Origin of the sequence: Rhizobium azibense (assembly GCF_004342325.1) — a bacterium.
Taxonomy (GTDB): Bacteria; Pseudomonadota; Alphaproteobacteria; order Rhizobiales; family Rhizobiaceae; genus Rhizobium; species Rhizobium etli_B.
Genome location: NZ_SMBJ01000002.1, coordinates 255,163 through 267,861 on the forward strand (window position 1 = coordinate 255,163; position 12,699 = coordinate 267,861).

Genomic DNA, 12,699 nt, shown 5'->3' on the forward strand with positions numbered 1-12,699 from the left:
ACAGATAGCACTCGGTGCGGTGAACGAAAGACGTCGTCATCCAAGTTTCACGGAAGTTAACGCTGACTGTCACATTGGACTGCTAGCAGAAGCAGCGAAAGATCCATGGCCACGTAAGGCGCCAGCGGTCATCTTTTTACGTGCAAGGAGCATTTACGATGAGACTCACTGTTCTTCAATCAGCTCTGGCATCCGTCCTGGCCGCCACCGTATTTGGTGCTGGTCCGGCCCATGCCGAAAAGACCAAATTCGAGTTCTGGTATGGCCTGTCGGGCGACCTCGGAGAGCGCGTGCAAGACGCCTGCAGAAAATTCAACGACATGCAGGCTGACTATGAAATCATCTGCACTTCGCAAAACAGCTATGACACGACGCTTCAGAACACGATTGCCGCCTATCGTGCCAGGAAGCAGCCGGCGATTACCCAGATCTACGACGCCGGCACGCTCGACATGATGCTCTCCGGAGCGTTCGTACCGGCCAAGAAACTGATGGCCGACAATGGCTACACGATAGACTGGACCAATTATTTCGGCGGTATCGCCAATTATTACGCGACAGCTGCAGGGGAGTTGAATTCCTTCCCGTTCAACTCTTCAACCGCCATGTTCTACTATAATGCCGACGCCTTCCAAAAGGCCGGCATCGACTTCAAGCCGGAAACCTGGGAAGAGGTCGAGGAAGCCGCCCGCAAGCTCAAGACGGCGGGTTTCGATTGCCCGCTCGGCTTTAACTTCGATACATGGCAGATGATGGAGCAATTTTCTGCCATCCACAATCAGCCAATCGCAACCAAGGGCAACGGCTACCAGGGTCTGGGCGCCGAACTGGTCTTCAACAAGACCAAATTCGTCGACCATGTGAAATTCTTCAAGAAAATGGTCGACGAGAAGCTGTTCGTCGTCAAAACCAAACAGCTCGGCATGGACATTGTCCCCGCGTTCACCTCGCAGACATGCCAGATGATTCAGACCTCGATCGCTGACCATGGCACGATTGGCAAGACGCTGCCGGAAGGCGTCAAGTGGGAGGTTGCGATGCTGCCGGTCTGGAAAGGCACGCAGCGACAGAACTCACTGGTCGGTGGCGCCTCGCTATGGGTCATGGACGGCCGTCCCGAAGGTGAGTACAAGGGCGCGGCCGCTTTCTTGAACTTCCTCGCCACGCCGGACATGGCGCAATGGTGGTCGACGGTCACTGGCTACATTCCGGTCACCAAGACCGGCTTTGAGGCCATGAAGGCCAATGGTTTTTACGACAAGGCTCCCTACAAGGGCCGTGAGCTCGCGATTGCCAGCCTTACCTACACGCCGACCTCGCAGAATACCCACGGTATCCGCCTCGGTGGTTTCACCCAGGTCCGCAAGGAGGTCTCCACGGCGCTGGAGGCGATTTTCATGCAGAATGCCGACGTGCAAGCTGAACTCGACCAGGCCGCCGATCGAAGCAACGCCGTGCTTCGCCGATTTGAAAAAACCTATGCCGGCCAGAAGCTGAACTGAGTTTCTCGTCAGCAGGAGCCTGCCAGCCGCATATGGCAGGCTCTTGTCCCTGAAGTACTTTTGGTTTGATTGATCCATGGAAAAGCGGGCCGTTTTCAAAAACTGGTGGCTGCCAATTCTTTTCGCCCTGCCACAGATTCTTCTGATCCTTCTCTTCTTCTACTGGCCGGCGATCGCTGTGATGAAATGGGCTTTCACACTTGAGCCTCCCTTTGGCGGGATAGCGGAATTTGTCGGACTGACGAATTTTGAAGAGGTGTTCGCCGATCCATTCTATTGGAATTCCGTCGCCGTCAGCCTCATCTTCGCCCTTTGCGGGACGTGCTTCACGATCCTGGTCGGTCTCGTGCTGGCGATTGCGGTGGACCGTCGACTGCCCGGTTCTGGCCTATTCCGTTTCCTCTATATCCTTCCATATGCAATCGCCGGACCGGCAGCGGGCATGGCCTTCCGTTTCATCCTGTCGCCAGAACGCGGGCTGATGGCCTCGCTCAATGCCGCGTTCCCTGATTTCTGGAATCCGGCAAAATACGGTGCCCACGCGCTCATCCTGGTCATCATCATCTTTGCCTGGAAATGGACCGGTTACACGTTCATTTTCCTGCTGGCCGGTCTGCAATCGGTGCCGCGCTCTCTGACGGAGGCCGCCGCCATGGACGGCGCCGGACCGATCCGCCGCGCGATCGATATACAGGTTCCGCTGCTGGCGCCGACGCTGTTCTTTCTGCTCGTCATCATGATGACGGAGGGGTTCGTCGGTTCGGACACCTTCGGTATCGTACACAGCACGACTGGCGGGGGACCAAATCATGGCACGGAGGTGATGGTATTTCGCATCGTGGACGAAGCCTTCAAAGGACTGAACTACTCCGGCGCCTCTGCGCAGAGCATCGTCCTGATCGGCCTGATCATGATCTTCACGTTCATCCAATTTCGCTTCATCGAGAAGCGTGTGCACTATAAGTGAGCCCGCCATGATCCAGCGCACGCCGATCGCCGATGCACTGACTTATCTGTTGATGGTCTTGGGCTTTATCCTGCTGATTGGCCCGTTCCTCGTCATTCTGGCCGGTGCCAGTCAAACGCTGCAACAGATCAACAGCGTGCCCTTCCATTTCCTCCCCCAGGACCGCTTCCTCGAAAATGCATCGGCTGCCTGGTCGCGCGCCAATCTCGGCTCGGCCATGATCAACAGCTTCATCATGGCCTGTCTCGTCACCGTCGGCAAAGTGGCACTTTCTGCCTGCACGGCCTTCGCCATCGTGTTTTTTCGCACGCCACTCAAGCACTTCTTCTTCTGGATGGTGTTCATCACGCTGATGCTACCGCTCGAAGTTCGCGTGGTGCCGACCTATGCGGTGGCCGCGGACCTTTTCCAGCCGTTTCGATTACTGATTTCGGCACTGACCGGCATCGAGGTATCGGTCGAATGGAACCTGCTGAATTCCTATGCGGGCCTCACCCTGCCGCTGATTGCCACCGCAACAGGTACGTTCCTGTACCGACAATTCTTCATGACGCTGCCAAATGAGCTCGTCGAAGCCGCCCGTATGGACGGTTCCGGACCAGTGCGCTTTTTCGTCGACATGCTGATACCTCTTTCGCGCACCAACATGTTGGCGCTCACCACCATCATGTTCGTCTATGGCTGGAACCAGTATCTCTGGCCGCTGCTGATGATCACAGACCCAGCCTACAAGACCACCATGATGTCGCTGAGCGCCCTGCTCCCTTCGGAAAACAGCCTGCCCGACTGGAATGTCACGCTGGCCGGCTCACTCATCATTATGGCACCGCCGCTCGTCGTCGTTGCGGTGCTGCAACGGTGGTTCGTTCGTGGCTTGGTCGCTGCCGAAAAATGACCCGATGATTTTAAGAAACGAGGTTCAAATATGGCTGACATCGATATTCGCGCCGTGCACAAGTCCTATGGCAAGATCCAGACGCTGCACGGCGTCGACCTGTCTTTTGCCTCGGGCGAATTTGTCGTCATTCTCGGTCCCTCTGGCTGCGGCAAGTCGACGCTTCTACGTATGATCGCTGGACTTGAAGAGATTACCGCCGGCGAAATCGCAATTAACGGTCGCATCGTCAACAGGCTGGAACCGCGCGAACGCGGCTGCGCCATGGTGTTCCAGAACTATGCGCTTTATCCGCATATGACCGTGGCCCAAAACATCGGTTACGCGCTGAAGGTAGCCGGCGTGTCAAAGGCCGAGCGCCAAACGCGTATCGAGGAGACGGCGAAGATCGTCGGGCTTTGCGAATATCTTGCGCGCAAACCAGCAGCATTGTCCGGCGGCCAGCGTCAGCGCGTGGCGATGGCACGCGCCATTGTTCGTGAGCCGCAAGTGTTTCTCTTCGACGAGCCACTGTCGAATCTCGACGCCAAGCTGCGGGTGTCCATGCGCGCGGAAATCCGCAAACTGCACCAGCGCCTTTCAGCAACATCCATCTTCGTCACCCATGACCAGATTGAGGCGATGACGCTTGCCGACAAGCTCGTGGTAATGAATAAGGGGCATGTTGAGCAGGTCGGTCGACCGCTTGACATCTATCATCGGCCCGCAAGCATATTCGTCGCATCCTTCATCGGCTCTCCCGCGATGAATCTCGTCAATACCCGCGTCGAGGTCGAGACAGCATCGGTGCGCGTCGGCGGCGTGCAGGTTCCCATCGACCCTGCCCTTGCCGCCAGCTTGCGCGGAAGAGATGTCACGATCGGCATTCGACCAGAGCAATGTGCCGTTTCACTGGACGGCAGCGGCGTGCGCGCAACAATAGACTTCGTCGAGGAACTTGGCTCCGGTCGGGTCGCCCATGCCGAGATCGACGGCGAACCATTTGCAGCCGTCATCGGCGACCACATGAGCTTGCGTCCAGGCGATCGAGTAGGCCTGGAGTTACCCCCCTCCCACTTGCATGTCTTCGATCGCGATAGCGGTCGCCGGATTGATACGAAGATGAATCCCAGTTCCCCGCATCACGCGGCCGCGACCTCGACGCTGGCGATCGTGCACTGATTTTTCTAGAGCCTCCAGAAGGAACACCCGCATGAACGACATCATTTCCGCCGTCGGCTTTTGCAACCGGACCGGCAAGGGCGACCTCAGCGCGCTTGACACTTCGCTGCGGGAAATCGCCGAAACGGGGGCCGACGCCTGCGAAATCGGCATCTATGCCGAGGAAATCATCAGCGGCGGCCGCATCATCGAGGATCGGACGCGCCGCGTCGCCGACATTGTTCGCCAGCATCCTTTCAAGAAATTGTCGCTGCATGGCCAGATCCTATCCAACTTCATGGACCGCGAGCATTTGCAGCTGCAAAAGAAGGTCGTGCGGTCGATGCTCGAACTCTGCAACCGGCTTGGTGCAGGCATACTCGTCCATCATTCAGGCGCCGGACAGCTTGCCGACGGCGAAAATGCGGCAGATCTTGATCGAATGGAGCGCGAGGCTCTGGCCGAGATGGGCGATATCGCGAAGGGCTACGGCGTACGCATCGCACTGGAAAACATCTTCACCACAGAGAGCGGCCAGTACCGCCAGACGCCGAGCGAAGTGGCCGCTACTGTCAAGGCTATCGGCTCGGACAACGTTGTTGCACTAATCGACTTCTCGCATGCCTATATCGAATCAACATACCGCAACCTTGATTTCCTGGAAGAATTGCGCGCAATGGCGCCGGTAACCGGTCACCTGCATGTTCATGACAGCTTTGGCCTTCCCTATTCCATGACGCGCTTCTACCATCCGGCCGAGGCAACGGCCCTCGGCATCGGCGATCTCCACTTGCCGATCGGCTGGGGTGACATTCCCTGGGAGGGTATTTTCGGCGAGCTCACGTTCCTTCCGGATACGACGCTGATCATGGAAATTAACGCGGAGCGGTTCGGTGACCAGCAGCCGGCCTGCTTGGAAAAAGCACGCGGTCTGGTGGCATTGATCAACATGGCGGGGAAAGCGCAAATGCGGCAGCTGGCGTAGCTGCCGCCCTGATCAACGTGCCACCTCGACCCTCGCCACACGTGGCCTACACACGAATGATGTTTAGACGCAATGCGTTCACGACCGCCTGAGTCCTCGTCGTACATCCCAATTTCTTCATGGCATTGCCGATGTGACTGCTCACAGCATGCTCCGAAAAACCAAGAAGTTTTGCGATTTCGCTACCCTTCTTGCCGCCAGCGGTCAGCCTCAAGCAGTCCAGCTCGCTCTGGGTGAAGCCGATCGGACGATGTTTCTCGGTCAATGTAAGTTGTGAGAGCCTGTCGTATACATGCGTCGCTATAAAAAGGAGCTGGGCCAACTCGATCGTGCTGAAGGTCCGCTGCCCTGAAATAGACAGGGCGCCGCGGCCACCTGCAGCATCATGTACAGGAAAGTAAGCGCCCTTATCCATTCCATATCGTTTGAAAAGGTCGATGACGGCGGACTTCTTGCTTCCTCCCCGATCAGCATTGATGGCTTCCACATCGTAATTGAACGGACGTGTCGATCTTAGCATCCGGCGAACGACCGGACTGTCTATCAGCAGATTGTGGGAATCGTAATAATCAACCATTTCTGCCGGCCAATTGGTAATGATCTTCGTCGCACCAATTTCGACAATGTCAACCGTAGGCAATATCATGATCAAGAAAGCGCTCATGCCCAGGTCTTGCGTCAAGCTCTTCATATATTTGAAGACTTCGTAATGAGTGCGAAAGTCGTCGGCGACCTCCTCGATCTGGTTGAACACCGCTTCCAGCGTCATTTCCTTCTCCGGCTTGCTTCAAAACGCCTCGCGATCAAGGTCTCTCGGGCCTGAGGACAATGGCGGGGATGACGCCCCTGCTATTGAGCGCAGATCTGGTCGAAGTTGAAGGCACAGCAACTCCTTCTTCGCGCCGCATTACCCCACGGTCACCCTTAACAAATGGTAAACAATTCTTTCGATTTTCCATCTCGTAGAGTACAGGAAACATACCAATCGCAAGTGCCAAAACGTCGCGCCTGAACCTGTTCGCCTATCGACATCGCCAATCCACAGTCGATCATCGTTTTGTTTTTGCATATTATTTTAGAAGGCCACTCTCCAGACAGCGACGAAACGCTGTCGCGGCAATGCGGTTAACAGATCCTTTATCAATTTGGCGGATATTATCTTTAGATGGCCCATTCGGAGCTTGCGCGCATGGCCATGGCAAAAGCGGTCTCGGCTCTCCAGTCCTGAGTAGGAGGAAACAGCATGACAGGAATAGCATCCGTCTTCCGGTCTGACGCCAAGGCCGTATTGGCGGCGATGAGCAGATCGCAGGCTATTATCGAATTTGATCTTACGGGCAAAATTCTCGCTGCTAACGCGAACTTTTGTGCAGCACTCGGTTACGAGCTATCGGAGATCGTCGGTCAGCATCACCGCATGTTCGTCGATCCTGCTGAGGCCTCGTCTTCCGACTATCGGAACTTCTGGGAGAAACTCAATCGCGGCGAGTTTGACCAGCGCCAGTACAAACGCATCGGCAAGGGCGGCAAGGAAATCTGGATCGAAGCCTCCTACAACCCGATCTTTCGCGGCCGCAAGCCCTATAAGGTCGTCAAGTTTGCAACGGACATTACGGCTGAAAAACTCAAGAGTGCTGAGGATGCGGGCAAGCTTGATGCGTGTTCCCGCGCTCAAGCGATCATCGAATTCACTCCAAGCGGAGAAATCCTGACGGCAAATCAGAATTTCCTTTCCGCCCTTGGCTATCAGATCTCGGAAATCGAGGGTCGGCACCATTCGATGTTTTGTGAAAGTGCTTACACGAGCAGTGACGACTATCGACGCTTCTGGCGGCGCCTGGCTGATGGCGAATTCATTGCCGACGAATTCCTGCGCATCGGCAAAGGTGGAAAAAAGGTCTATATCCAAGCCTCCTACAATCCAATCTTCGACATGAATGGTAAAGTATTCAAGGTCGTTAAGTTCGCGACCGACGTCACCAGCCGCGTGAACAACGTCGATCAGCTCGCGGCGGCACTTCGGCAGCTCTCCGGCGGCGACCTGACACAAGACATCGCCTCCCCCTTCATTCCCACGCTGGAAAAGCTAAGAATTGACTTTAACAGCACAGTCGAAAAACTGCGTCTTGCGATGCAAACCGTAGCCGAAAACGCCAATGCAATCGCAGCCGGCGCGCAGCAGATCCGTACCGCATCGGATGACCTTGCCAAGCGAACAGAACAGCAGGCCGCTTCGGTGGAACAAACGGCCGCGGCCCTGGAGGAGATCACAACCACCGTCGCTGACTCCAGCCGGCGAGCGGACGAGGCTGGTCAGCTCGTTCGCCAGACCCGTGAGAACGCCGAGCGTTCGGGGGTGGTCGTGCGCGGGGCCATTGACGCCATGGGGAAAATCGAATCCTCGTCTGCGGAGATCTCCAACATCATCAGCGTAATCGACGAGATCGCCTTTCAAACCAACCTGCTGGCATTGAACGCCGGTGTGGAAGCCGCGCGGGCCGGTGACGCCGGCAAGGGTTTTGCAGTCGTGGCGCAAGAAGTGCGCGAACTCGCCCAACGCTCGGCGAAGGCGGCCAAGGAGATCAAGGAACTGATCACCGCTTCAGCCGCTCATGTAAGAAGCGGCGTCTCACTGGTGGGTGAAACGGGAACGGCTCTTGATGCGATGGTATCGCAGGTCCAGCAGGTCAATCGCAATGTCTCGGCGATTGTCGAGGCTGCGAAGGAGCAGGCAACCGGACTGAAGGAGATAAACACTGCAGTCAACACGATGGACCAAGGCACGCAGCAAAACGCCGCAATGGTCGAAGAATCCACAGCCGCTGCTCACAGCCTTGCGAAAGAAGCCGACGCACTGTTCAGATTGCTCGGTCAGTTCAACATCGGAACAGGAATGTCTTCGCCTCAGAAACACCCGGTGGCAATAACGTCCGCCTCGAAGCCTTTCACATCCCCAGCCCGAAGCATTGCCGCCAAATTGAGTGCAGCATTTCACGACAATGCGGCGGTTGCCAATGACGCCTGGAAAGAATTCTGACGGGTGAGCATCGCCCCTGTCAGCGAGGCGACATCCAGCGGCTTGGCTGACGTGCGAAAAATTGACCGCCTCGGCGGACGAGCGATGCCAGGAAAGGATTTCTGGCATTGGCGGTGGCAGAACCGCCAAGTCGTCTTCCCCGGCAAAGCGATCTTCTTGCGTCTCGGCGCCGCGCCGGCAACGTCACTGCGCTGCTCAATGGTCGTCGAGTGAACCCTGAGCGTAGAAATGCTTGCGGGTCGATCCTGTATAAGCGGCAAACTCGGGCGACGCCATGACATCCAAGCCTCTCGGCCGAGGCAAGTCGACATCATAGATTTCGGCGATCGAACCGGGACGTGAGCTCATGACGACCACGCGATCCGGAAAGAAAGACGCTGTATCGAAACTGGGCTATCATCCAATCGACCGAATTCTTATAGCGTCGTGCGCCATGTCCAGAGTCCTCATCATTGTCGGGCTTGCTGTCGTCGTGGTCGGTATTCTGTGGCCGTGGCTTGTTCGCATCGGCCTGGGGAGACTGCCGGGCGACATTCTTATCGAGCGCGAGAATTTCTCCATCTATATCCCTATTACCACCGGCCTGCTTTTCAGCATTTTGCTGTCCGTGATGCTCTGGCTCCTCGGTCGATAGGAAGCAATGCCAGTTGGAGCGATCGCACACAACCTACCCAAGAGTGTCGGGTTCACTCTGCGGCTTGCTACGCGCCGACGTTGATCGCCGGAAGCCTTGCACGACGCTCACGATACAGACCCCCTGCTTGCGCGTCGGGTGCGCGCGGCGCGGCTTTGTCGGCGACGCCGACGAAATAGCGTCACACTTGTTACTCCCCCTGCTCGCTTTCCGGTGCCAAATTATCTGACGAGCAACTACGACGAACCGGATGTCAGCCAGCAAGCGCGAAAATTCGCCCAAATCGAGGAGATTGAAAGCCATGACGAGGTTAACGGACGATGGTCAAAAAGGCACACAGCCGGATATGCACACGCCACCGGTCGTGTCGCCACAGGCCTGGGAGACGGCCTTGCAGCAGTTGCTTGTGAAAGAAAAGGATCTGACCCGCGCCCGTGACGCCCTGGCCGCCGAGCGCCGGCGGATGCCGTGGATGGCCGTGGAGACGGCCTATGGATTCGAGGGACCTGCGGGCAGGGAAAGCCTGCTTGACCTGTTCGACGGTCGGCGACAGTTGATCGTCTACCGCGCCTTCTTCGAGCCGGGCGTATTCGGCTGGCCCGACCACGCGTGCCGGGGCTGCTCCATGGTGGCCGATCAAGTCGCCCATGTCGCGCACCTGAACGCGCGTGATACCACTCTCGTCTTCGCCTCGCGTGCGCCTCAGTCCGACATCGCGCGCCTGAAGGCGCGGATGGGCTGGGAGATGCCGTGGTATACTCTCACCGACAGCTTCGACGCCGACTTCGGCGTGGACGAGTGGCATGGCACGAACGTGTTCTACCGTGACGGCGACCGCGTATTCCGCACCTATTTCGTCAATAACCGCGGCGACGAGCAAATGGGGAGCACGTGGAACTACCTCGACATCACTCCTTTGGGCCGGCAGGAGGTCTGGGAAGACTCGCCCGAGGGTTATCCGAAAACCCCGACGTACAAGTGGTGGAACTGGCATGACAGCTACGTTGCAAACGCAATGCCCGACGAGAAATGGGTCGAGGTTTCAAACGCTGGAGAGGCGGTGTTCCGGAATCAACCCGCGAGCGCAAAGCCCTGAGCCATGGTCCAGATAGTGGAGAAGTGAGGAATAGGTCGCGCAGAATATGGTGTCTGCGCATAGGCGCCAGCGGACCCGCGCAGGCATCCGATACGATCTTGCGAGGGCTGGCATTGTGCCTGCCCTCGTCGAGGTCACCGCATTCCAAAGGGCCATCGAAACTGCAGTGCGACGACAATGTGCCGGGCCCTTGCGGCCCGCACATTGTGCCATGTTACAATTCAGCTTTCGGCTCGATCGGCTCCCAGATGCTTATCTTGCGCGTCTCTGGCATCAAGAAAAGGGCAAGCAGGAAGCATACGGCAGGAACCGCGATCGGGTATATCAGCGCGTAGCCGATGCTGCCAGTGGCCGCGAACGCCGCTGAGGTAATGAACGGCACCAATCCGCCACCCCAACCATTGCCGATGTGATACGGCACCGATACAGACGTGTACCGGATCCTACCGGGGAAATATTCAGCAAGGAACGCACCAACCGGGCCATATACCATCCCGACGTAGCAAACCAGGATGAAGATGATGAAGATCGCGGCTGGATAATTGATGTTGCCAGGCTGCGTGACTGATCCCAGCCACAAGTACAGCGGATAATACGTGGTCGCGGCGAGCAACATTCCTCCCAGGATCACTGGCTTGCGGCCGATAATGTCTGACAGCCATCCAAAGAAGATCAGGCTCGGCGTTGCAATGAGCAGCGCAGCTCCAACGATGTAGGACGAAGTCAATGAGTCTACCTTGGAAACCTGCTGCAGGAAGTACAATGCCCAGAACTGACCGCTATACCAGACCACTCCCTGCCCGATCAGCACGATGGTGGCGATCCCGACATATTGGATGTTGGAGCTAAGGAAGGCTTCCTTCCATGGATTTCTGGTCGTCTGCCCCTTAGCCTTGATCTCCTCAAAGATCGGTGTCTCCTGGAGCTGAAGACGGATGTAGATTGCAATGGCAACCAGCAAGAAGGAGACCAAAAACGGAATGCGCCACGCCCATTCGTCGAAGACGTCGTTTCCGAAATAGGTGCGCGTCGCGATGATCACGGCCAGCGATACGACGATTCCGAGTGTCGGAGAGGTCTGAAGCCACCCGGTGTAATAGCCACGGCGTTCGTCGGGGACATGCTCGGCGACATAGGTGATAGCGCCACCGTACTCGCCACCCAAGCACAAGCCTTGGATCATCCGTAAGCCGAAGAGAAGAAAGGCAGCGGTTAGTCCGATCGACGCGTAGGTCGGCATCAAGCCGATCGCACCTGTGCCCAACCCCATGCCGCTGAGCGTAATGAGAAATGTATATTTGCGGCCGACCCGATCACCCATCCAGCCGAAAAGGAACGCCCCCAGTGGACGGATCAGGAATCCTGCGGTGAAGAGCGCAATCGTACTCAGCAGCGCTGCGACTGGATGGGATTGCTCAAAGAACTTCACCGAAAGAACCGCGGCCAAGCTTCCGAAGATATAGAAGTCATACCATTCGATTACGTTTCCTACCGACGCGGCAATGATCACGCGGCGGAAATCCCTTGGAACCTGTGTGGGCATGTTTCTTCCTCCCGTTTAACATCGCCCTCCAACTTCTTGTATTTTAGCACGAAAGCAGCCCGATCCCAACCGGGAGCCCACTCTCCATGGTTGGGGGACGCCGACAATCAGCCGGTCGACAGTGACGGCAAACAACACGCCACCACGACCGACACGCACGCTCGCCTGGGATGCCGGTCGGACGTTTACATTTTGGCTGCTTGAACGCTGAGACGTGCCTTAGCGTTCGGTCGAGCCGACTACATTGTGCGCGATCCAAAAGGTCTCAGCTATCCTTGTCCGCTGACAGATTTCATCAACTCCGCCTGCTCGATCAACTCGCAAGCGCGCCGGATTTTCTCGCGACCCAGGTGGCGACATAGTCCATAAGGGCTGGCGATAGGCAGTCATAGGGCTCCAATCCAAGCTCCCGCAAGCGGGCCCGTATTCCGTCCATTTGACTGGGATCGATACCCGCTTCGATAATGGAGGAAACAAAGGCTGCAAATTCCGGTGGAGCCCAGCCCTGTTCCTGGAACCGCTCGGGGTGAACGAAGTCCAGCCCCTGGAACGCATGCTCTCGTTCGACCGGTCCGTACATGTGCACGCCGCATTGCTGGCAAGCGTGACGTTGGATCAGTGCGGTCGGATCGACCACCTGCAGCTTGTCGCCGTTCTCGAGCACAGTCACCTTGTCGTGTGGGACGACCGCGACCATGGAGAAAGCAGTACCTTCCGGCTTCCAGCATTTGGTGCAGCCGCAAACGTGGTTGTGGGCGACCTGCCCCTCTATCCTGATCTTGACCGGCCGGTCCGTGCAGGCACAAACTAGCGTGCCACCGGCAAAGCCGGGGTCGGCCGGTTTTAATCCCTGGTCGACCGCCGGATGAATATGAACTGCACTTTCCATTGCATGTTTCC

At 57.0% G+C, this 12,699-nt stretch carries 12 protein-coding genes; 8 read left to right on the forward strand and 4 right to left on the reverse strand.

Features of this window, described 5'->3' with window-relative positions; all coding sequences use genetic code 11:
* Positions 1-158 precede the first annotated feature (158 nt).
* From EV130_RS05355 to EV130_RS05375, 5 genes are all read left to right on the forward strand, one after another.
* The gene (locus tag EV130_RS05355) at positions 159-1,502 is read left to right on the forward strand and encodes an extracellular solute-binding protein (RefSeq protein WP_132659508.1); all 1,344 of its coding nucleotides are present in this window, start codon (positions 159-161) and stop codon (positions 1,500-1,502) included.
* Between the two features lie 76 nt (positions 1,503-1,578).
* Positions 1,579-2,469, forward strand: coding sequence for a carbohydrate ABC transporter permease (locus EV130_RS05360; RefSeq protein ID WP_074064861.1), 891 nt, complete (start codon positions 1,579-1,581; stop codon positions 2,467-2,469).
* 7 nt (positions 2,470-2,476) lie between these two features.
* Positions 2,477-3,364, forward strand: coding sequence for an ABC transporter permease subunit (locus tag EV130_RS05365; protein ID WP_074064862.1), 888 nt, complete (start codon positions 2,477-2,479; stop codon positions 3,362-3,364).
* Positions 3,365-3,394: 30 nt separating this feature from the next.
* On the forward strand, positions 3,395-4,525 hold the full coding sequence (locus EV130_RS05370; RefSeq protein WP_074064863.1) for a sn-glycerol-3-phosphate import ATP-binding protein UgpC: 1,131 nt from the start codon (positions 3,395-3,397) through the stop codon (positions 4,523-4,525).
* Between the two features lie 31 nt (positions 4,526-4,556).
* The gene (locus tag EV130_RS05375; RefSeq protein ID WP_074064864.1) at positions 4,557-5,489 is read left to right on the forward strand and encodes a sugar phosphate isomerase/epimerase family protein; all 933 of its coding nucleotides are present in this window, start codon (positions 4,557-4,559) and stop codon (positions 5,487-5,489) included.
* A gap of 46 nt (positions 5,490-5,535) precedes the next feature.
* On the opposite strand, the gene EV130_RS05380 is transcribed toward EV130_RS05375, so the two are convergent.
* On the reverse strand, positions 5,536-6,258 hold the full coding sequence (locus EV130_RS05380; RefSeq protein WP_074064865.1) for a helix-turn-helix transcriptional regulator: 723 nt from the start codon (positions 6,256-6,258) through the stop codon (positions 5,536-5,538).
* A 474-nt stretch (positions 6,259-6,732) separates the two neighbouring features.
* Here EV130_RS05380 and EV130_RS05385 point away from each other — a divergent pair, with 474 nt between their 5' ends.
* Positions 6,733-8,526, forward strand: coding sequence for a methyl-accepting chemotaxis protein (locus EV130_RS05385; RefSeq protein ID WP_074064866.1), 1,794 nt, complete (start codon positions 6,733-6,735; stop codon positions 8,524-8,526).
* Positions 8,527-8,721: 195 nt separating this feature from the next.
* Here the strand turns inward: EV130_RS05385 and EV130_RS05390 are convergent, their stop codons facing one another.
* A complete protein-coding gene (locus EV130_RS05390; protein ID WP_196776367.1) occupies positions 8,722-8,874 on the reverse strand; it encodes a hypothetical protein in 153 nt (50 codons plus the stop codon).
* Here EV130_RS05390 and EV130_RS05395 point away from each other — a divergent pair.
* Together EV130_RS05395 and EV130_RS05400 are read left to right on the forward strand one after the other, a co-directional pair.
* Entirely contained in the window at positions 8,873-9,160 is a 288-nt protein-coding gene (locus EV130_RS05395) for a DUF2905 domain-containing protein (RefSeq protein ID WP_342635807.1), read from the forward strand. The two genes, EV130_RS05390 and EV130_RS05395, sit on opposite strands and share 2 nt — an antisense overlap.
* Before the next feature lie 301 nt (positions 9,161-9,461).
* Positions 9,462-10,256 carry a DUF899 domain-containing protein gene (locus EV130_RS05400; protein WP_132659510.1) on the forward strand — a complete coding sequence of 265 codons (795 nt, stop codon included), beginning with the start codon at positions 9,462-9,464 and terminating at the stop codon, positions 10,254-10,256.
* Between the two features lie 214 nt (positions 10,257-10,470).
* Here EV130_RS05400 and EV130_RS05405 read toward each other — a convergent pair whose 3' ends face one another.
* Both EV130_RS05405 and gfa read right to left on the reverse strand, forming a co-directional pair.
* Complete coding sequence (locus tag EV130_RS05405) at positions 10,471-11,799, reverse strand: MFS transporter (RefSeq protein WP_132659512.1); 1,329 nt, start codon at positions 11,797-11,799, stop codon at positions 10,471-10,473.
* A 313-nt stretch (positions 11,800-12,112) separates the two neighbouring features.
* A complete protein-coding gene (gene gfa / locus EV130_RS05410; RefSeq protein WP_074064870.1) occupies positions 12,113-12,688 on the reverse strand; it encodes an S-(hydroxymethyl)glutathione synthase in 576 nt (191 codons plus the stop codon).
* Positions 12,689-12,699: the final 11 nt, after the last annotated feature.

Bases quoted from the DNA above. Each gene is read 5' to 3' on its own strand.
- EV130_RS05375 (WP_074064864.1), top strand. From the start codon at position 4,557: ATGAACGACATCATTTCCGCCGTCGGCTTTTGCAACCGGACCGGCAAG.
- EV130_RS05370 (WP_074064863.1), top strand. From the start codon at position 3,395: ATGGCTGACATCGATATTCGCGCCGTGCACAAGTCCTATGGCAAGATC.
- EV130_RS05385 (WP_074064866.1), top strand. From the start codon at position 6,733: ATGACAGGAATAGCATCCGTCTTCCGGTCTGACGCCAAGGCCGTATTG.
- EV130_RS05380 (WP_074064865.1), bottom strand. From the start codon at position 6,258: ATGACGCTGGAAGCGGTGTTCAACCAGATCGAGGAGGTCGCCGACGAC.
- EV130_RS05355 (WP_132659508.1), top strand. From the start codon at position 159: ATGAGACTCACTGTTCTTCAATCAGCTCTGGCATCCGTCCTGGCCGCC.
- EV130_RS05365 (WP_074064862.1), top strand. From the start codon at position 2,477: ATGATCCAGCGCACGCCGATCGCCGATGCACTGACTTATCTGTTGATG.
- EV130_RS05390 (WP_196776367.1), bottom strand. From the start codon at position 8,874: ATGAGCTCACGTCCCGGTTCGATCGCCGAAATCTATGATGTCGACTTG.
- EV130_RS05395 (WP_342635807.1), top strand. From the start codon at position 8,873: ATGACGACCACGCGATCCGGAAAGAAAGACGCTGTATCGAAACTGGGC.
- gfa (WP_074064870.1), bottom strand. From the start codon at position 12,688: ATGGAAAGTGCAGTTCATATTCATCCGGCGGTCGACCAGGGATTAAAA.
- EV130_RS05405 (WP_132659512.1), bottom strand. From the start codon at position 11,799: ATGCCCACACAGGTTCCAAGGGATTTCCGCCGCGTGATCATTGCCGCG.
- EV130_RS05360 (WP_074064861.1), top strand. From the start codon at position 1,579: ATGGAAAAGCGGGCCGTTTTCAAAAACTGGTGGCTGCCAATTCTTTTC.
- EV130_RS05400 (WP_132659510.1), top strand. From the start codon at position 9,462: ATGACGAGGTTAACGGACGATGGTCAAAAAGGCACACAGCCGGATATG.